Below are 19,519 nucleotides of genomic sequence, written 5' to 3'. Positions count from 1 at the left end.
GCCTCTTTGTAATCCGAAGATATTGAAGCGTTAAGTTTTTAATAGTGAAACTTAAAATTTAACTGCGGTTAAATCTTAAAATGGCTCTGTTATATGTAAGAACGTTATTGTTTCGAAAAAAAATCGTTCAGTAAGTGATCCAATTGATAAACCTTTTCGGCTACCTCGGTATCATCCGTAGTAACTTTCTTATCCGCTTTTAATGACGATGTTGCATAATGCAGCACACACATCGAAAGCAAATCTTGTTTATCCCTAACCGCGTAATTCTCTTGATATTCTTTTATACGGTCGTTGATCAGCTTAGCTGCTCGTCTTATAATTTCCTCTTCTTCCATGTTTACCTTTAAGGGGTAAACTCTGTCAGCAATATTTATTTTTATTGAGATTTCTCCCATCTGAGCTTTTCACTTTCTGTATTACTTTTTCAGCAATACAATACACTTATCTATTTCCTGCACAAAGTCGTTAATTTTTTGCTTAATGTCAACACTTTTTTCATTTGTTTCTGAAAACGACTTTGCCAGCTTTAACACACGAAGCTTTTCTTCGAGGTCCTTGGTCTTGTTTGTACTGGCTTTTAGGGCCACATTTAATGCTTCACTTTCCAGTTTAAGCAGGTCATTCTCTTCCTGCAACGCAGCACAAAGCTCTATTAACCGCTCTGTTTTTTCTACAACTTTACTTAATTGTTCTGCTACTGAGGCCATTTATTTGGTTATTGGTTGATTGGGTTGATGGTGAATGGTTCTTGTTTACAACTACTTAACTACTCGCCAATCAACCACTCACTATTTACGGATCTCCGCTCCTGCTTCTTTGCCTAAATTATAAATTAATTTTTGCATCACGGCATCAACTGCTTTATCTGTTAGGGTTTTTTCGGTGTCTTGCAGCACAAAGCTTAACGCGTAAGATTTTTTGCCCGCAGGCAGTTTATCACCCTGGTAAACGTCAAATACATTTACTTCTTTCAGCAGTTTTTTGTCCGTCCGTCCGGCTATCTGCTTCAGTTGTCCGAAAGTAACGGACAGATCTACCAGCATACTCAGATCCCTGCGCACCGCCGGGAACTTTGATACTTCCTGGTAAACAATCACATTCTTGCGTACGGCATTCAGTACCACATCGAAGTTAAAATCGGCATAAAACACTTCTTTATCTACATCAACCTTTTTTAACGCGTTTGCACCTACCTGCCCAAATTTAACCAGTTGCTTGCCGTTAAGCATGTACTGTAAACCAAAGGCAAGTTTGCTGCAAGTGCTATCTTCAACCACCACATCGGTAATTTTAAGGCGCTTAAGAATACCATCTACAATAGCTTTAAGGTTGTAAAATGTTACCGGCTTTTGCTTTTGGTTCCATTGCTCGGCGATATCGGCGCCGGTGATGAAAATGCTGAAACGTTGTGTTTCGATATACTTATCTTCTTTGGTGTTATACACCTTGCCAAACTCGTAAAACTTCAAATTGGCATTGCGGCGGTTTTGGTTATAGGCGATAGCCTCTAAACCCGAGTATAACAGGGTTTGGCGCATAGCATCCAGGTCGCTGCTTAACGGGTTCACTATTTTTACGGCAGCTTCGAGGTTATCCGAATAAGCCAGTTTGGTAAGCGAATTGGCCAGCATCTCGTTAAAGCCGTTCGCGCTCAGCAGGTCGGAAATTACGTTTTGCACGGTATCTTTCTCGGGACGAACTGAATTATTCAGCGACGCCCTGATCTGGGTAGGGATCTCGATATTGTTGTAACCGTAAATGCGCAGTATCTCTTCCACCACATCCACATCGCGGGTTACATCCACACGGTACGGGGGTACTTCAAGCGATAAACCTTCGGTGGTTTCGTTAACGATCTTAATATCCAAAGCGGTAATAATGCTTTTGATGGTATCGTTACCAATGGCTTTACCGATCAGCCTGTCGATAGTGTTATAGGTGATCTCGACAGGGAACCCCGCTACCGGCTGCGGGTAATGGTCAAAAATTTCTGACGTAACCTTACCGCCTGCTACCTGCTGTATGAGCAGGGCCGCTCGTTTAAGGGCAAATACGGTCATATCCGGGTCGGTACCACGCTCAAAACGGAACGAGGCGTCTGTCTTTAACCCAAACCTTTTGGATGTTTTACGCACCGCTACAGCGTTGAAATAAGCACTTTCTAAAAAGATACCGGTAGTACTTTCGCTTACACCGCTTTTTGCACCGCCAAACACACCGGCAATACACATAGCCTCATCGGCATTGCATATCATCAGGTCATCGGCGCTTAGCTTACGGTCAACATCGTCTAAAGTTTTAAATACGGTGCCTTCGGTTACATTCTTTACAATAACCTTGTTGCCGGTTATGGCAGCAGCATCAAAAGCATGCAGGGGCTGCCCAAGTTCGTGCAGTATGTAATTGGTAACATCTACAACGTTGTTAATGCTTCGCACGCCTATTACGGCCAAACGCTCTTTTAACCACACGGGCGACTCGCCCACCTTAATATCAGAGATAGTTAAGCCACTATACCTTGGGGCGGCAGCTTCATTCTGTACCACCACCTGTATAGGGTTGGTATCGCTATCAACCTTAAAGGCGCTTACATCGGGCTTTTTGATGCCCAGCTTTAAAAAAGCGGCAATATCACGTGCCGTACCCAGGTGCGATGCCGCGTCGGCACGGTTTGGGGTCAGGCCAATCTCGTACAGGTAATCGTCGTTCAGCTTAAAGTAATCTTTAGCTAAAGTGCCTACAGCAACATCGGCATCAAGCACCATAATACCCGCATGGTCATGCCCTAAGCCTATCTCATCTTCGGCACAGATCATCCCTTCGGATACCTCGCCCCTGATCTTCGATTTTTTGATGCTGAACGGCTCGCCAACGGTTGGGTATATGGTTGTACCCACGGTTGCCACTACTACTTTTTGGCCTGCCGCAACGTTATGCGCCCCGCAAACAATTTGCAGGTCCTCGCCCGTGCCTACATCTACCTTGGTAACATGCAGATGGTCGGAGTTGGCGTGATCAACACATTCTTTAACGTAACCTATCACCAGGGCTTCTAAACCGCCGGGGATGGCCTGCACCTTCTCGAGGCTCTCCACCTCTAAGCCGGTACCTGTAAGTATGGTAGATAATTCCTGAGGGGTTTTATCGGTATCAATAAATTCTTTAAGCCAGTTATACGATATCTTCATTATAGGAGAATGATAATCGGTAAAGATAGGATTTGGAGACGAAAGGTTAAAGGTAAAAGGAGAAAGGTTTTTGAAACACTATTCTCTTCCAACGAGAGGGGTGTCCGTCCGTCCGCAGATGCCGTTGCCTGCGGACAGTTACGGACGCTTCACCGGCTGTCCGCTTTTTGTCCGCCAATGTCGGCTCCCCCGGACGGACGGACACCCTTGCATTAGCAATATTAATGAAGTTTATTTTTAATAACCATTTGTAAATCAAATATTTATGTGTAAATTTGTATACTCCAAAGTAAACTTACAGAAACCACGTTACACAGCCGTCTGATTTTATATGTCTATATATATTAGTAAGGGAGGGGTATTATATAAACCCGTGGTTTATATGTTTTTAGCAGTACCAATAAAGTACCGGTGTGGATTAAGGTTGGTTACCAATTACGCTAACGTTGGGGATGTTAACGTTTATTTTTTGGCAATAAATTGATAGCTGTAGGGTATTGGGCTTTACTAAACAGAACGCTGTGCTGTCCGTCCGTCCGCAAGTGCGCACACTTCCGGACGGACGGACAGACAAAACATCGTTTAACTATTCGTCATCGGCGGTGCTGGTGTCATCATCATCCAGGTTAAGGGTATATGATGGCTCTGCGGCATCGTAGGCGCGTTGTGCCTGGCTGCTTTCGTCGGTTTCGCCAATATCTTCGTTGGTATCGTCAAACCCGTTGCCATGCACATCCTGCTGGCTCATCTGGTCTTCGTTTTCGGTTTGGCTTAGCTGATCATCCTGTTGTAACTGATCGTCCTGCTCTTTTGGTGCGTTTATCATAGTTTGCGGTTTTTAAGTTCTGTAATGATAGAACGTTGCAGGAGGCTGGTTGTTTGAACCGGGATTAAACAGATTTTAGCGATTAAGGGTAATGACGGTTGGGAACAAATTACAGCAACCCTTCATCCCCAAAGCTAAAGTACCCGCTATCGGTTATAATGAGATGATCCAGTACGTTAATATCCAGCATGCGGCCTGCATCGGCTATTTTTTTGGTGAGCACCAGGTCTTCCCTGCTTGGTTTTAAGTTGCCCGACGGATGGTTATGCACCATAATAATAGCGCTTGCCTGGTGCTGCAATGCCATGTGGAAGATGATCTTCGGGTCGGCAACAGTACCGCTTAAGCCACCTTTGCTCACCAATTCTTTAGCCAGCACTTTACTTGACCGGCCTATCAGCATGATCCAAAACTCTTCGTGGTTCAAATCCATTAAATGGCGGCGCATAATGTTGTAACCATCGCCGCTGCTCTTTACCTCGTCCAATACTTTTATTTCTGTATCGCCTCTTCTACGGCCTATTTCAAGGGCAGCTATAATAGATATTGCCTTGGCTTCGCCGATGCCTTTAAACTTGCTTAATTCGCTGATAGATGCCTTGCCAAGCTTGTTTAGGTCGTTCTCATAATGGTGCAGGATGCGCTTGCTTAGTTCAACGGCGCTTTCGTTGCGGCTGCCGCTACCTATTAATATGGCAATCAGCTCGGCATCCGTAAGCGCACGGCGGCCTTGCCCGCTTAGTTTTTCGCGCGGACGGTCTTCTTCGGCCCAGCTTTTAATACTTATTTTATTGGGGTAATCTTCCACAGGAGGTTAGGTTTTGTTTGCCTAAAGTAGGAAATAAAAAACAACAAAAAAGGGATAATGCATAATGCACAATCCCTTTAAAATATTATTAAATTAAGCTGTTAGCTTAAAGCGTTTACAAATTTAGTAAGCTTTGATTTGTTGTTCGAAGCTTTGTTTTTGTGGATAACATTCTTTTTAGCTAAACGATCTAACATTGAAATCACTTTAGATAATAAAGGAGCAGCGTCAACCTTGGTTGTAGTACCTCTTAATTTCTTAATTGCATTTCTGGTGGTTTTTGCCTGATACCTGTTACGCAGACGTTTAGCAGCGTTTGACCTGATTCTTTTTATGGATGATTTATGATTTGCCATCGTATAGCTTTGTTATTCTTTTCTTTATTTTGAGGTTGCAAATATAGGGACACATTTTTAAATATGCAAGCCTATTTACGTTATTTTTCAATTGTGGATAAATAAGGGGTTGTTCATAAGTTCTCCCGATAGGTATCGGGAGGTCTACAGTGAGGGTTTTGTCCGCAAACCGTCCGCAAGCAACGGCACATCCGGACGGACGGACAAAACAACGCAGCTGTACCTGCGTTTAATTTGTATGACCACAAACAGCACCAACCGTTTTAGCGATCGTGTAAACGATTACGTGAAATACCGCCCCGGATACCCTACCCTCATCATTGATTTTTTACAGCAGCAATTTGGCCTTGGCAACAATAAATTGGTAGCTGATATTGGCGCAGGTACAGGCATATCTACCGAATTATTTTTAAATGCCGGCTATCGGGTAATTGCCGTTGAACCTAACGTACATATGCGCAATAAAGCCATTAAACTATTGGGTAACTGGCCCGGCTTTAAGGCCCAAAACGGCACCGCCGAAGATACAGGCCTTGCAACCGCCGGTATTGATGCTGTTATTGCAGGGCAGGCCTTCCATTGGTTTGATGCTGAAAAGACCAGGGCCGAATTTGCACGGATCCTTAAACCAAACGGCATTATAGCGTTGATATGGAACGAAAGAAAGACTGGTTCGGCTTTTGAAAAGGAGTACGACGAGCTCATCATTAAACATGGCAAGGATTATGTGCAGGTAGACCACCGCAATATTAATGCAGCGCATATCGCCAAATTCTTCGCACCACAACCCTACGTACTGCAAACTTTTTATAACGAGCAGATCTTTGATTTTGACGGCGTGGTTGGCAGGTTAGCATCCTCATCATACATGCCAACAAAACACGGTGAAGGGTATGAGAATATGCTCAGCGATCTAAAAACGCTGTTTGATAAGTATCAGCAAAAAGGCCTCATCACCATTCAGTACGACACCAATGTATATGCCGAGCGGATAAATCTTACTTAATTTACTGATTATTTAATCATATTTACCCTATGAAACGGTTGTTTGCCTTGGTTTTATCGGGTTTATTTGTTGTTACGCTCTGCTCGTCGTGGGGTTTCTTTGCGCATTACCGCATCAACAGGCTTGCCGTTTTTACGCTACCTAAGAGCATGGCGGGATTTTACAGGGCCAATATCAACTTTATTACCGAACACGCCGTAAGCGCCGATAAAAAGCGTTACGTAGACAGCACCGAGGCACCTCACCACTTTTTTAATGCCGACCATTACGGCAAGCAACCTTTTAAGAGTGTGCCGCAACGATGGATAGACGCTGCCGCAAAATACTCCAGCGATACGCTAAACAAGTACGGCACCGTTCCCTGGGCTATCCAATCCAACTATTACTGGCTGGTAAAGGCCTTTAAGGCAAGGGATACCATGGCTATCCTCATCTCGTCGGCTAACTTGGCACATTACATTTCTGACGCCCATACGCCCCTGCACCTCACCCAAAATTACGACGGGCAGCTAACCAATCAGCAGGGCATCCATTCCCTTTGGGAAAGCCGCCTGCCCGAGTTGTTTAGCAACATCTATAACTACAACGTGGGCAAGGCAAAGTACATTAACAACCCGCTTGCCGAGGCCTTTAAGATTTGCCGAGCTTCGTTTAAAAGTGTTGATACTGTATTACATGTTGAACGGGCGCTAAATAAACCCTTCCCTCCCGCGCAAAAGTACACCATGGAGCAACGCGGTAACCGCAAGGTAAAAGCATACTCGGTGGCTTACAGCAGGGCCTATCATAGGCTGTTAAGGGGTATGGTTCAAAGGCAAATGAGGGCAAGCATCCTCAGCGTAGGCAGCTACTGGTTTTCGGCATGGGTAGATGCCGGGCAGCCTGATCTGGATAAGCTGATATTGAAACCACTAACCAAAGAAGAAAAGCAAAAGATAGACAAGGAAGAAACTTTGTATAAGGCCGGTAAAGTTTATACAGGCCTGTAATTATCAATTAGGCCGCTTCCTTTTTGCTGAATTTGCTTTTTAGTATGGCTAGTATTGGTGGTATGATAGATACCAGGATAATGATGATAGCAACCAACGAGAAGTTTTTTTCGATAAAATGCACTTTACCAAACCAAAACCCGCAGAACAGGAAGATCAGGATCCACGATACACCACCCACCACATTGTATAGCGTGTAACGGGTAAACGGCATATGCCCTACCCCGGCTACAAACGGCGCAACGGTACGTATTATCGGTATAAAACGACTAAATATCACCGCCTTACCGCCGTGCTTGTCAAAAAAAGCTTTGGTTTGCAGGTAGTAACTTAACTTTAAAATTTTGTTCTCTTCTTTAAATACCCTCGCTCCTAAAAACTTGCCCAAAAGGTAATTTACTGTATTACCAATAATAGCAGCAATGATCAGGATCACGGTAAGCAGATAAATATCAAGGCCCGATTTACCGCCGGCTATAAGTGCCCCTGCAGCAAATAATAACGAATCGCCGGGGAGGAACGGGGTTACAACAAAACCGGTTTCGGCAAATATGATGATGAAGATGATAAGGTAGGTCCAGCTTTGGTATTCGCTGGTTATCTGCACTAAATGCTTATCAATGTGTAATATGAAGTCGATTATGCTGTGTATTAATTCCAAGGCTTTAAATTTTAGCAAAAATAGAAAGATAATACGTATAGCCAACCTTTAATATTTAGTCCCCACCGGTAATGTATTCAACAGGATGTTGGCGTTATACTTGGCGCTATCGGTATTGTTAGATAGCCCGTAGAAATAAACGGTGTACAATTTACCATCGAGTACCGTAAAATTAGGTACTGGCGCAAGTACTACTAATGGCGCGTTTGTTGCTGCTACCTTAAAATTAAAAGCACCTGCAGTTACTTCAACAAAATCGGTTACTTTTTTGTAAGCAATGTTCTTAAATGCCACGGTATCGTTAAGCGACAAATTCATATTAATAGCCGAGGGAGCTGCATTTACAAACCGTACTTTACCCCTTCCGTTAGCGGGGACACTACCGGTATCAACGGTTAAAATTGTGGCAAGCGCACTATCTTTTCTTATACCTGTAACAAACCAGGTGTACGGCACACCGGCTTTTAACGAGCCGGGCAGCGTTAATAAATTTATTTGATTTATACCATTTGTAGTAGTGGAAGTGCGGATCTGTAAAGGTGTATCAATGCTGTTCACCAAAAAATAACCCGACGCGTTGGGATAGGAATAAACGACTGTACCTTGCTTTATAAAAAACGCATATAAGTTAAACGGCTGTATATCCGGGCTTAAATTAACGATCTGCAGCCTGGCGTTTGTGCCGCTGCTGGCGTTTACCCCTGTTTTACTACACGATTGTATTAACGGCAAAATCAACGAACCCAGTATGACCAAAGAAAGACCTAATAGTATGCCGCTTTTATTTTTATTAGCCATTATTATTGATTAATAATTAAACCTGTAGCAGGTGTTGTACTTACTACATCAGTTAATCCTGCTTTGGTGAATAATGTGTACGCACGTCCAATTTGCAAAATGCGTTCTTCCTGGCTTAACAATATTGTAGTGCCGGCTTTATAAATTTGTATGTTTTCTACACCTTCTTTTAATGTCAAAAATACTGATGTTGTTTTAAAGCTTCTTTTATTGATCCTAATACTTTTTTTTGAGTCATCTGTAAATACAATATCCACAGGCCCTAATTTTGGTGAGGTATGTACAAACCTTATAGACGAAACTTTATTTGATAGGGTGGATAGTGTATCTAAAGTAACGAATGAATTTTCCACTGTGCGGTCAATTGCATAAAATGAGTACACACCGGCCGAATCTAATTTGATGGGCACTGTAAATAACACATCGCCATGGCCAAACCTTTTTACCTGGTAATTTTGTTCGCCCAAAGGCGACTGGATATAGCCTGACGAACCTAAAGGATAGGTTGAGGATACATTATTTAGCCTGCTCCCATTCACATAAACATTCAGCGTATCGGCAGAGGCATTTATAAAATTCAGATAAGTTGTTGGGATCTTAGGCGGTGCTTCATCAAACTTTTTACATGCAGCCGCAGCCAAAAGCCCTATCAGAACAATAAAAACCGGTATTTTAAATTTCATCATTTATCAGCAGATGCTATATAACTCAATTATAACGAGTTTTGTTATAAGACGAACAAAAAAAGTCCGGCTGAAGTGCCGGACTTTTTTGTGGTTAAATAGTGAATGATTTGTTGGCGAGTAATTATAAGCGAGCGGCAACCACTCTTTACTTAACTATTCACCACTCACTAATTATGCATAACTATTAAGCATAACCGGCATAACCAGCATCAGTACGTCTTCGTTCTCGTCGCCACCTTGTGGTAATAATATACCTGCACGGTTAGGTGTCGACATCTCTAGCGATACCTCTTCGCAGTTTAAATTTTTCAGCATTTCTATCAGAAAACGGGCGTTAAAACCAATCTCCATATCCTCGCCTTCGTACTGGCAGCTCAGACGCTCGTGTGCCTCGTTGGCAAAATCAATATCTTCTGATGATATATTTAGTTCGCTTCCGTTAATTTTTAACCTAACCTGGTGGGTAGTTTTATTGGCATAAATAGCAACGCGGCTAAGCGAACCTAAGAACGCCAAACGATCAATAGCCAGTTTGTTAGGGTTTTCTTTAGGGATAACCGCTTCGTAGTCGGGGTAGCGTTCGTCAATTAAACGACACACCAAATTAATGTTGCCAAATTTAAAGAAAGCGCTTGTGCTATTATATTCTACAGAAACGTTAACATCATCTGCCGGCAAGGCCGATTTTAATAACGTTAAAGCTTTTTTTGGTAATATGAATGATGTTGTACTATCTGCCTTGGCATCTTTACGGCGGTAACGTACCAGCTTGTGGGCATCGGTAGCTACAAAGGTAAGGTGCTGGCTGCTTAGCTGGCAAAATACACCCGTCATGGCAGGGCGCAACTCATCGTTACTAACCGCAAATATGGTTTTGTTGATAGCCTCACCTAATACAGATGCAGGCAGGTTTACCGATGATGCGTTCTCCACAACCGGGATCTTCGGAAAATCTTCGCCGTTTTCGCCGCTCAGTTTGTATTTACCGTCTCCGGCGCTTATCTCAATGGCAAAGGTGGTATCGTCTACAGAAAAGGCTACAGGTTGCTCAGGTAACGATTTTAGGGTATCCAGTAATATTCGCGATGGTATGGCAATGCGGCCGTTTTCTTTAGCTTCTACTGCTAACGAGGTAGTCATGCTGGTTTGAAGGTCGGTAGCAGAAATGGTTAAGTTCCCTTCTTTTATCTCGAACAAAAAGTTTTCCAGTATAGGCAATACGGTGCTGTTGCTTAAAGCGCCGCTTACAGACTGTAATTGCTTAAGTAGTGTTGATGTGGAAACAATAAATCTCATAATGTCTAATAACTTTTATCTACCAAAAGTATAAAATTTAATGAGCATACTTTCGCCTGCGGATATAATGTTGAAAAATAGCAAATATTAACACTATGCCAATGGGTACAACATTATTTACGACCTGCCAAAACAGCTTTTCCTCTCGGATGCGGGCACGGTTCAGCAGTCGGATCTGGATCTCTTTGCTACGCAGCGCAATAAGGCCCGAATCATCGGTCATGTAATCGGCAATATTTAGCAGCAGGTTTTTGTTGCCATAGGTTTGATGGCTGTAATGGTCGTATCCAAGCGGGTATGGTGAGCCATCGGCACCTACCTGGTTGCGCAGGATGTCACCATCACTCAACACAATCATTTTAGTTGGTGTGCTTTGGGGCTGTACGGCCACCTTTTCGTTTAATCCCTCTGGCAGCGGGCGGTTTTTAAAATCAGACGTAAAGCTGCCTTCTAACAATACACCTGTAATTTTTGGTACGCTCCGGAAATCTTTGGGCTTTGGCTCATCCTGTAGGGCCTGTAACGACAGCACTTTGGGTGTACTTATTTTTTTATTGTAGGGCGATGAGGTAAGCAGTATGGTCTTCTCGATATTTTTGGTGTCCAGCAGATCGATGGTGCTTGCAAACTGGCTGGTAATGCCATCGAGGTTTTTCACAATGGGGTGCTTAGATAACGGCAAAAAAACCGGGTAATATAACCACTGCAGCATTTGTATCTGCGCCTGCCCGCCTGCGTTACCTGTAGTAACCGGGATGGGTGCGCAGTTCATATCAGCAATCAGATCATAGTTGACCCTCACTCCGTAACGAAATAACTGATCGTCCAGGTTCAGTTGTTTGTTAAAGGCCAGTTGCCCGCCGCCATGGCCGCGCAGGCTATCCAGTTCGGCGCTTACCTGGTCAATAGCCCAAAGCACACGGCCACCATGCATAATATATTGGTCTACCTTAAATTTTTCCAGTTCGGTAAAAGCTTTGTCGGGCTTGGCTATCACCAGCATGCCCACTTTAGTGAGGCTATCTATAGGTATGCTGGCAAGGTTGATGCGGCCTACTAAATATCCATCACCCAGTGAACGCATAGCATCATTAAGTTGCAGATCGGTAAGTTCGTTATGGCCTTCGGTGAAGCCTATTCGTTGTTTACCACCGTATACCGCTTTTTTTATGGCCGATGTAAAGGCATATTCTAAATTCTGGATAGAATTATTCAGGATCTCATCGGGCGAAAGGTTCATGTTGCTTTGCGATTGCAGCAGTTTAACGGGGATGCTTTTATCGCCATAAGTAACTAAAGCGTAAGGAAAGATCACTTTTTGCGATACGCCGTCATCGGTTTTAATACTTAGGTTTTGCGCCTCTATACCTTTGGCGGCCAAATCTTCATAAGCCTGGTTTTGCTGCTCGTTAGACAGGCCTTTTATAGGGTCAACAAAATCATATTTCAATTCGCTCCGGCTGTAGGCCTGCAAGTCGGCCAGCATATCTTTTACGGAGGTTTGCAGCTTTTTCATCCCCCCCGGGAAGTCTTTTCCGTCTAAATAAACGGTTACGTTAACGGGTTGCTTAAGGCTGTGCATCACGTTTCGGCTCACTGGCGATATGGTGAAACGTTTCTCTTTAGTAAAATCAAACCGGGTAAATAGCTTATCGGATACAATAGTTACGGCGGTTAAAGAAAACATGATGCCCAGGATGCTTAAAAACACCGTATTGATAAACTTTTTTCCTGCCTGCCTTTGCAATACAAACAGCGTAAGCCACAGGAAGAATATCACCAATACAATAAAATACATCAGATCACGGGTGTCTAACACGCCCCGGCTTATAGATTGATAATGCTCGTTTATCCCTAAGCCCTGTAACCTTAGGTTTTGAAGCGATAATATCGAACTTAGCGCATCGAACCCACTATAGAAAAAGAAACAAAGAAACACAGCGATTGTAAACGATATCACCTGGTTTTTACTTACCGATGAAGCAAACAAACCGATAGCCGCAAATGACGCGCCTAACAGGAATAAACCGATATAAGAGCCAATAACCGCACCGGTATCTATATTACCCTGCGGTGTACCCAACGTATAAACGCTGAAGTAGTAAACCAGCGTAGGCACCAATGCAAAAAGCACAATAACTACGCCTGCAAAATATTTACCTAAAACTATCTGGATATCCGTTAGGGGGCGGGTTAGCAAAAGCTCAAATGTACCCTCCCTCCGTTCCTCGGCAAGCGAGCGCATGGTGATGGCGGGCACCAAAAACATAAACAGGTATGGCGCGGTGCTAAACAAACTATCGAGCCCGGCGTAACCGTAAGCAAGGATGCTGGTATCAGGGAATACCCATAAAAACAAACCCAAAACCAACAGGAAAACGCCAATGGTGATATACGCCACCAACGAGCTTAAATAGGTTGTTATTTCTTTTTTGAGGATGCTGAACACTTTGTTGGAATTGTTATGAGTAAACGCCCGAAAATACGATTAATAGTGTGAACCTGAATTTTCAGAATTAAAGAATTTTCAAACATAAAATTCAGACATAAAATAAAACGCCCCACGATATATCGTGGGGCGTTCATATAAAGTTTTGGTTCTGATTTTAGAAACCGTATGCAATGCGCACGCCAACCTGGCTAATGGTGCCGTTGTGCGACCATCCCTCGTAACGCACGCCTATGTCAAAACCGCCTTCGAGTGCGTAACCTATACCTGGCGCATATGTAAATGCAGTACCGCCGCCACTTTCGGTGCTAAATGTTGCACCTAACTGGCCTTCGCCGTAAAAGCCCTGGTCAAAAAAGTATTTGATACCTGCTTTCAATGGCACAAAACCATTAGCACCACCACCAAAATTATCTTTAATTTTAAATGACGTATAACCACCAGATATGGTGAACAAGGTACCTACAGCAATAGGCGTTTCGTATTTAAGTGAACCGCCCAAACCAATGTCATAAACATTTTTGGCATTGCCCACGGGGATGCCGCCTTCGAAGCCGATACTGAATCTTGCTTTGTCGGACTGGGCCGACGCGGCGAATGAAACACCACCTACAATCGCTAATAACAACAATAATTTTTTCATGATTTTTTAGTTATGAGGTTGATTAATAGCAACAAATTTAAAAGATATCACAAATAATCAAAGCCAATCCAATAAAAAAGTCGTAAACGAAAAAAGCCCACCAACTAATGTTGGGGGGCTTTTGGATAGCATGTTGATAAATGTTAAAGGCTAAACGAGCCCCAACAAATATACTTGTACTTATAAATTAATAGCTACGCGAAGCGCCAACTGGCCTAATGTACCGTTATCTGACCATGCCTCGTAACGTACACCGGCTTCTAAGCCACCATCAAAGGTATAACCAACCCCCGGTGAGTAAACAAATGAGGTACCTGCACCATTTGCGGTACCAAATGCAGCACCTAACTGGCCTTCAAGAAAAAAGCGGCGGTCTGCATAATACTTAAGTCCTGCTTTTAAAGGCACAGCACCGTATGAACTAAAAAAGTTTTTGTACCTGTCTTTAATAATGAATGAACTATAACCTACCGATACATTAAAATAAGTGCTTGGCGCAATTGGAAGATCATATTTTAACGAACCGCCTACAACCGCGGTGTAAGCGGTAGATGCGTTGCCTACAGGTACGCCAAGCTCAAGGCCTAAACTAAATTTTCCGTCTTTTTTTGATTGTGCAAATGATGTGATAGATAGCCCGCAAACTACGGTCAAAAGAAGTAATACTTTTTTCATGATGTTAATTTATTGTAAATATTTAATACTAAAAGCACTTTTATGCCTTCGGAGTTAAGACAAGTTTATCACGAAAAGGTTTTTACCAAATAGAATTTTTCTGTAACCCCTACACGTTAGTGAGTTCTATAAAAATATTTTCGAGGGTTTTATCAGCATTTTTAGCTCGAAGGGATTGTAACGAGTCGTTAGCTACAATAACTCCCTTGTTGATAATAATTACCTGACTGCACACGGCCTCAACCTCCTGCATAATATGGGTTGATAGGATAATGGTTTTGGTTTTGCCCAGGTCAGTAATTAACTGGCGGATGCCTACCAATTGGTTGGGGTCGAGACCGGAGGTTGGTTCATCCAGTATCAGTACCTGCGGGTTGTGTAATATGGCTTGTGCCAACCCTACTCTTTGGCGATAGCCTTTTGATAGCTGGCCTATCTTTTTGTGCTGCTCGGGGCCAAGGCCGGTTTCTTCGATAACTTCGGTAATGCGTTTATCGGCATCTTTCATCCCGTGGATGCCCGCCACAAATGCCATCGACTCCTTCACATACATATCTGTATACAACGGGTTACTTTCGGGCAGGTAGCCAATGTTGCGTTTAACGCTTAACGGGGCTTTGCTGATATTAAACCCGCAAACCGATGCCATTCCCGATGTTTGGGGGATAAAGCAGGTAAGCATTTTCATGGTGGTAGATTTGCCCGCCCCATTTGGCCCCAAAAAGCCCAATACGCCCACGCCTGCTTTAAAACTGATACCATCCACAGCCTTTTGCTGCCCGTAAACTTTTGTTAATGCATCTACCACTATGCTCATGCGGTAAAGTTAGAGATTAAGTCGGAAAGTCCGAAGACCGCAAGTCTTAAAGATGACGAATCAAAGTTTCTCTTTCTTTCTTTCTGACTTTCAGACTTTCCTACTAAAAACTATCTTTGCCCCTATTATGAGCAAATCAACCGACGAACTTTTTAAGAATGTTATATCGCACAGTAAGGAATACGGCTTTGTTTTTCAGTCGAGCGAAATCTATGATGGCCTTAGCGCTGTTTACGATTACGGCCAAAACGGCTCGGAGTTAAAAAACAACATCAAAACCTACTGGTGGAAATCGATGGTGCAGATGCACGATAACATTGTCGGGATAGATTCGGCCATATTTATGCATCCAACCATCTGGAAAGCAAGCGGCCACGTTGACGGCTTTAGCGACCCGATGATTGACAATAAAGACAGCAACAAGCGCTACCGCGCCGACCAGTTACTGGAAGACCGCATAGCAAAACTTGATGAAGAAGGCAAAACCAGCGAAGCTGAGGAACTGCAGATAGAGATGGACAACGCCCTAAAAGCCGAAGACCTGCCCCGCCTGCGCGAACTCATCATCGAACAAAATATAAAATGCCCGGTAAGCGGCACCGCTAACTGGACAGACGTACGCCAGTTTAACCTGATGTTTAGCACACAGGTAGGCGCTATTGCCGATGAATCAGAAACCATCTACCTTCGCCCGGAAACTGCTCAGGGGATCTTTGTAAACTACCTTAATGTACAAAAATCTGGCAGGATGAAGATCCCGTTTGGTATTGCGCAAATTGGTAAGGCTTTCCGTAACGAGGTTATTGCCCGCCAGTTCATTATCCGCATGCGCGAGTTCGAGCAAATGGAGATGCAATACTTTGTACGCCCCGGCACGCAAAAAGAATGGTTTGCCAAGTGGAAAGAAGCCCGCTTAAAATGGCACCTTGCCTTGGGTACCGATGCTGCCAAATACCGTTACCACGAGCACACCAAGCTGGCACACTACGCTGATGCCGCTTACGACATCGAGTTTGAATTTCCGTTTGGATTTAAAGAGGTGGAAGGCATACACAGCCGTACCGATTTCGATTTAAGCCAGCACGAGAAATTCTCGCGTAAAAAAATGCAGTACTTTGACCCTGAACTGGGCGAGGATGGCAAGCCATACGGTAACTACATCCCTTACGTTATCGAAACTTCGATAGGTTTAGACAGGATGTTCCTGTTAACCATGATTAACGCTTACGAGGAAGAAGACCTGAGCACCGAGGAGAAACAGGATAGCCGCACCGTGCTGCGCCTGCACCCTTGCCTTGCCCCGGTTAAAGCCGCTATTTTCCCGCTGACCAAAAAAGATGGTTTGCCGGAAAAAGCCCGCGAAATAATGGACAGGTTGAAACTTGATTTCAATATCCAGTACGAGGAGAAAGATGCCATTGGTAAACGTTACCGCCGCCAGGATGCTATTGGTACACCTGTTTGTGTAACGATAGATCATCAAACGCTTGAAGATAACACCGTAACCATCCGCCACCGCGATAGCATGGCACAAGAACGTGTACCTGCCGACCAATTAGAAAAAATAATTGGCGATATGGTTAGCTGGAAAAATCTTTTAGGATAATTTATTAGTCCGAAAGTAAACGACGAACGAAAGTCTGTAATAACAAAAAAGCGCCAGTAATGGGCGCTTTTTTGTTTCCCAAAACAATTTTCTTACGCACTCCTTTTGTGTGTATATGAAAACACAAGTACATGTCTATAAAAATTAAAGATCAGCCGTTTTATATTCAAAGCACCATGGTGCTTTTTGGGCTTATATTGCTGGTATATGTAATGGTACAACTGGCAGATATACTGGTGCCACTTGCTTTCGCGGCATTTTTGGCCATATTGCTAAATCCTCTTGTTAATCGTTTAATGCGGTTTAAAATCCCGAAGGTACTCTCCATTGCCATTGCCATGCTGATAGCGATAATTGCGGTGGCAACGGTATTTTATTTCCTGAGCATACAGATAGTACAATTTGGCGATTCGTTGCCGATGCTGCAAAAGAAGTTTGAATCGATAACTGTCGAACTAAAAAACTGGATCCAACAGACATTTGGCGTTGAAATAAGCAAGCAGGAAAAAATGCTGAAAGATGCGTTAAACAACAGCCAGGCCATAGTGGGCAAAACAGTAAACGGTTTGCTGGGCACACTGGCTATTATATTCCTGCTGCCGGTTTATATCTTTTTAATGCTGCTTTACAAAACGCTTATTCTTAATTTTTTATACGAGGTGTTTTCTGAAGAGAATACTAAAAAAGTAAGTGATGTACTTAGCGAAACCAAAACTGCTATACAAAGCTATATTGTTGGTTTACTAATAGAAATGATCATCGTAGCTACCCTGAACTCTACCGCGCTGGTTTTATTAGGCGTTAAGTACGGCATCCTGATAGGCTGTGTAGGTGCTATCCTTAACCTGATCCCTTACCTGGGCGGCATCATCGCGATAGCATTACCTGTGCTGATGGCTACCGTTACTAAAGATGGTTACTCTACACAGTTAGGGGTGATTATCGCTTACATCGTAATCCAATTTATTGATAATAACATATTGGTGCCACGCATCGTATCATCTAAAGTGCAGATAAACGCACTGATATCCATCATAGTTGTGCTGCTTGGCAACGCGCTCTGGGGCGTATCGGGCATGTTCTTGTCTATCCCTTTTGTGGCAGTTTTAAAAATTGTTTTCGACCGAATAGACGACCTTAAACCATGGGGTAAACTACTTGGTGATAACATCCCAACCCACCACATGGGCGAACGATGGGGAAACCGGAGTAGGAAGAAAGTGGTGTTATCAGAAAAGTAAATGGTTCATAGATAATGGTTGATAGTTCATGGTAGCTGCAACAAAAAAAAGTCCGCGATTCAGTCGCAGACTTTTTTGTTATAAATCAATCAATGGCTATGATCTATGAACCATCAACTAAATCTTAATGACTTACCGGATTGTCAGCTTTGTTAAGCGTACCATTTGTGAACAATAGCGGGTTTACTTTTTTAGGGTCGCCCTGGTACACCCATATCATATTACCAATGTATTTGCGGAAAGCATCGCTTACTTGCGTTGGGGTTAGTTTTTTAACATCATCGGCAAAGGTTAAAGATCGCCTCCAGTTGTTGTGCAATACCTCGTTAGATGCTATTGAACCTGCCTGTGCGGTATTGGTTTCGTTCTTGTAGTAAAAACCGGTTAGGTAGGTAACCTTCATATCAGCCACATCGGCAGCATTGAAACCGTCTTTTTTGATCCTGTCAACAAGCTTATCAAAAACGGCGATGTATTTATTAGGTTCGGTAGTTGATACAGAAACTTTTGATACCGAGGTCGCCCCCCCGCTAAACCATGCAGAAGGCGCATACGACAGGCCGTTGTTGGTACGGATATCTAAAAAGTGCTTATCGTAAAAAATGCGCATAGCTACAGAAAAGGCATCATAATCCGCCATGCCCGGTGACGGACCGCTGCTTACACCTTCCACATAATTTGTAGCCAGATCGCGCTTTTCAGCAGAGAAGGTGGTTTTATAAACCCTAAAGAATGATTTTTTCAGTTCGAATGGCGCGCCTTGTTTGATTGTGTTTAGCAGGCCTTTCACTTTCGCTTCAATATCGGCACGTTCAAGATCGGCAACTACCACTATCACCATACGCGATTTGGTTAGGATGGAGTGGTAGTAGTTTTTTGTCTCCAAGGCGGTAAGCGGCGTTATGGTTGCGGCAGTACCGTTAGGGTCCTTTGCATAATCGCGGCCGTTAAAGGCAACCTTATCCGCGTATTTATCAATAGCGTTATCCGGGTCAGAGTCTTCTGATTTAATCTGGCTTAACTGGTCCTGCTTAATGCGTTCAAACTCTTTTGCATCAAACCTGGGGATAGTTATGGCCTCCACATACAAGGGCCAGGCCGTTGCCAGATCGCTTTTTATACAGTTTACTTTTATTACCGAATAGTTTTTGAGCGCAACACCATAAACAGCAGCACTAATTTTATCCAGTTGGTTTTTAAAAGCGTTTTTATCGTGCTTAAGCGTTCCGCATTCGTTTAAGGCGTTCATGGCCATAGCCTCAATACCTGCCTTGTTTGCGGGGTGATTTTGTACACCACCTTTTATTACAGTTTGTATCTCTACAATATCGTTACCGCTTGGCTGTACAATAACCTTTACGCCATCAACCATCATTTCATAAGCTTTTTGCTGTGCCGAGGCGGGGTTAAAAACTGAGTTTGCTGCAGCAATAAGCATTACATATATATATTTCTTCATCATGATCTGTTT

19 protein-coding genes are annotated in these 19,519 nt (G+C 43.3%); 4 read left to right on the top strand and 15 right to left on the bottom strand.

The features are described from left to right. Positions 1-104: 104 nt before the first annotated feature. The 6 genes from NAF17_RS02230 to rpsT all read right to left on the bottom strand — a co-directional run bounded on the left by NAF17_RS02230 (position 105) and on the right by rpsT (position 5,181). Entirely contained in the window at positions 105-398 is a 294-nt protein-coding gene (locus NAF17_RS02230; protein ID WP_121246295.1) for a cell division protein ZapA, read from the bottom strand. A gap of 21 nt (positions 399-419) precedes the next feature. Continuing rightward, positions 420-710, bottom strand: coding sequence for a hypothetical protein (locus tag NAF17_RS02225; protein WP_252756349.1), 291 nt, complete (start codon positions 708-710; stop codon positions 420-422). Between the two features lie 81 nt (positions 711-791). Next, positions 792-3,191, bottom strand: coding sequence for a phenylalanine--tRNA ligase subunit beta (pheT, locus tag NAF17_RS02220; protein WP_252756348.1), 2,400 nt, complete (start codon positions 3,189-3,191; stop codon positions 792-794). 586 nt (positions 3,192-3,777) lie between these two features. Further along, positions 3,778-4,017, bottom strand: coding sequence for a hypothetical protein (locus NAF17_RS02215; protein ID WP_252756347.1), 240 nt, complete (start codon positions 4,015-4,017; stop codon positions 3,778-3,780). A gap of 109 nt (positions 4,018-4,126) precedes the next feature. Then, positions 4,127-4,825: a RadC family protein gene (radC, locus tag NAF17_RS02210; RefSeq protein WP_252756346.1), complete on the bottom strand. Its 699-nt coding sequence runs from the start codon at positions 4,823-4,825 to the stop codon at positions 4,127-4,129. A 101-nt stretch (positions 4,826-4,926) separates the two neighbouring features. Beyond that, a complete protein-coding gene (gene rpsT, locus NAF17_RS02205; protein WP_252756345.1) occupies positions 4,927-5,181 on the bottom strand; it encodes a 30S ribosomal protein S20 in 255 nt (84 codons plus the stop codon). Between the two features lie 238 nt (positions 5,182-5,419). On the opposite strand from rpsT, the gene NAF17_RS02200 reads away from it, so the two are divergent. Further along, on the top strand, positions 5,420-6,187 hold the full coding sequence (locus NAF17_RS02200) for a class I SAM-dependent methyltransferase (RefSeq protein ID WP_252756344.1): 768 nt from the start codon (positions 5,420-5,422) through the stop codon (positions 6,185-6,187). Positions 6,188-6,216: 29 nt separating this feature from the next. Next, entirely contained in the window at positions 6,217-7,176 is a 960-nt protein-coding gene (locus NAF17_RS02195) for a zinc dependent phospholipase C family protein (RefSeq protein ID WP_252756343.1), read from the top strand. 7 nt (positions 7,177-7,183) lie between these two features. Here NAF17_RS02195 and NAF17_RS02190 read toward each other — a convergent pair whose 3' ends face one another. From NAF17_RS02190 to NAF17_RS02155, 8 genes are all read right to left on the bottom strand, one after another. Further along, the gene (locus tag NAF17_RS02190; protein ID WP_252756342.1) at positions 7,184-7,837 is read right to left on the bottom strand and encodes a DedA family protein; all 654 of its coding nucleotides are present in this window, start codon (positions 7,835-7,837) and stop codon (positions 7,184-7,186) included. 48 nt (positions 7,838-7,885) lie between these two features. After that, on the bottom strand, positions 7,886-8,635 hold the full coding sequence (locus NAF17_RS02185) for a DUF4397 domain-containing protein (RefSeq protein WP_252756341.1): 750 nt from the start codon (positions 8,633-8,635) through the stop codon (positions 7,886-7,888). 2 nt (positions 8,636-8,637) lie between these two features. Continuing rightward, positions 8,638-9,321, bottom strand: coding sequence for a DUF4397 domain-containing protein (locus tag NAF17_RS02180; protein ID WP_252756340.1), 684 nt, complete (start codon positions 9,319-9,321; stop codon positions 8,638-8,640). 171 nt (positions 9,322-9,492) lie between these two features. Further along, the gene (dnaN, locus tag NAF17_RS02175; protein ID WP_252756339.1) at positions 9,493-10,617 is read right to left on the bottom strand and encodes a DNA polymerase III subunit beta; all 1,125 of its coding nucleotides are present in this window, start codon (positions 10,615-10,617) and stop codon (positions 9,493-9,495) included. 37 nt (positions 10,618-10,654) lie between these two features. Beyond that, complete coding sequence (gldG, locus tag NAF17_RS02170) at positions 10,655-13,066, bottom strand: gliding motility-associated ABC transporter substrate-binding protein GldG (protein WP_252756338.1); 2,412 nt, start codon at positions 13,064-13,066, stop codon at positions 10,655-10,657. Between the two features lie 157 nt (positions 13,067-13,223). After that, a complete protein-coding gene (locus NAF17_RS02165; protein ID WP_252756337.1) occupies positions 13,224-13,709 on the bottom strand; it encodes a hypothetical protein in 486 nt (161 codons plus the stop codon). 180 nt (positions 13,710-13,889) lie between these two features. Further along, positions 13,890-14,384, bottom strand: a complete 495-nt coding sequence (locus NAF17_RS02160) for a hypothetical protein (RefSeq protein ID WP_252756336.1) — start codon at positions 14,382-14,384, stop codon at positions 13,890-13,892. 109 nt (positions 14,385-14,493) lie between these two features. Next, the gene (locus NAF17_RS02155; RefSeq protein WP_252756335.1) at positions 14,494-15,201 is read right to left on the bottom strand and encodes an ATP-binding cassette domain-containing protein; all 708 of its coding nucleotides are present in this window, start codon (positions 15,199-15,201) and stop codon (positions 14,494-14,496) included. Between the two features lie 127 nt (positions 15,202-15,328). Between NAF17_RS02155 and NAF17_RS02150 the strand changes: the two genes are divergently transcribed. Both NAF17_RS02150 and NAF17_RS02145 read left to right on the top strand, forming a co-directional pair. Next, the gene (locus NAF17_RS02150; RefSeq protein WP_252756334.1) at positions 15,329-16,807 is read left to right on the top strand and encodes a glycine--tRNA ligase; all 1,479 of its coding nucleotides are present in this window, start codon (positions 15,329-15,331) and stop codon (positions 16,805-16,807) included. A 131-nt stretch (positions 16,808-16,938) separates the two neighbouring features. Further along, positions 16,939-18,048 (top strand): AI-2E family transporter, encoded by a 1,110-nt coding sequence (locus NAF17_RS02145; protein ID WP_252756333.1) that lies wholly within the window; start codon positions 16,939-16,941, stop codon positions 18,046-18,048. A 124-nt stretch (positions 18,049-18,172) separates the two neighbouring features. Here NAF17_RS02145 and NAF17_RS02140 read toward each other — a convergent pair whose 3' ends face one another. Continuing rightward, entirely contained in the window at positions 18,173-19,510 is a 1,338-nt protein-coding gene (locus NAF17_RS02140) for a M16 family metallopeptidase (protein WP_252756332.1), read from the bottom strand. Between the last annotated feature and the right edge of the window lie 9 nt (positions 19,511-19,519).

It is taken from the genome of Mucilaginibacter aurantiaciroseus (assembly GCF_024055595.1).
Classification (GTDB): domain Bacteria; phylum Bacteroidota; class Bacteroidia; order Sphingobacteriales; family Sphingobacteriaceae; genus Mucilaginibacter; species Mucilaginibacter aurantiaciroseus.
Note: the sequence above shows the minus strand (reverse complement) of the source record. Positions and strands in the feature narration are given on the sequence as shown.

Coding starts and splice junctions, on each gene's coding strand:
- NAF17_RS02195 (WP_252756343.1), top strand. CDS start 6,217: ATGAAACGGTTGTTTGCCTTGGTTTTATCGGGTTTATTTGTTGTTACG.
- NAF17_RS02145 (WP_252756333.1), top strand. CDS start 16,939: ATGTCTATAAAAATTAAAGATCAGCCGTTTTATATTCAAAGCACCATG.
- NAF17_RS02215 (WP_252756347.1), bottom strand. CDS start 4,017: ATGATAAACGCACCAAAAGAGCAGGACGATCAGTTACAACAGGATGAT.
- NAF17_RS02200 (WP_252756344.1), top strand. CDS start 5,420: ATGACCACAAACAGCACCAACCGTTTTAGCGATCGTGTAAACGATTAC.
- pheT (WP_252756348.1), bottom strand. CDS start 3,191: ATGAAGATATCGTATAACTGGCTTAAAGAATTTATTGATACCGATAAA.
- rpsT (WP_252756345.1), bottom strand. CDS start 5,181: ATGGCAAATCATAAATCATCCATAAAAAGAATCAGGTCAAACGCTGCT.
- NAF17_RS02140 (WP_252756332.1), bottom strand. CDS start 19,510: ATGATGAAGAAATATATATATGTAATGCTTATTGCTGCAGCAAACTCA.
- NAF17_RS02185 (WP_252756341.1), bottom strand. CDS start 8,635: ATGGCTAATAAAAATAAAAGCGGCATACTATTAGGTCTTTCTTTGGTC.
- NAF17_RS02155 (WP_252756335.1), bottom strand. CDS start 15,201: ATGAGCATAGTGGTAGATGCATTAACAAAAGTTTACGGGCAGCAAAAG.
- NAF17_RS02230 (WP_121246295.1), bottom strand. CDS start 398: ATGGGAGAAATCTCAATAAAAATAAATATTGCTGACAGAGTTTACCCC.
- NAF17_RS02165 (WP_252756337.1), bottom strand. CDS start 13,709: ATGAAAAAATTATTGTTGTTATTAGCGATTGTAGGTGGTGTTTCATTC.
- dnaN (WP_252756339.1), bottom strand. CDS start 10,617: ATGAGATTTATTGTTTCCACATCAACACTACTTAAGCAATTACAGTCT.
- NAF17_RS02225 (WP_252756349.1), bottom strand. CDS start 710: ATGGCCTCAGTAGCAGAACAATTAAGTAAAGTTGTAGAAAAAACAGAG.
- NAF17_RS02150 (WP_252756334.1), top strand. CDS start 15,329: ATGAGCAAATCAACCGACGAACTTTTTAAGAATGTTATATCGCACAGT.
- NAF17_RS02160 (WP_252756336.1), bottom strand. CDS start 14,384: ATGAAAAAAGTATTACTTCTTTTGACCGTAGTTTGCGGGCTATCTATC.
- NAF17_RS02180 (WP_252756340.1), bottom strand. CDS start 9,321: ATGATGAAATTTAAAATACCGGTTTTTATTGTTCTGATAGGGCTTTTG.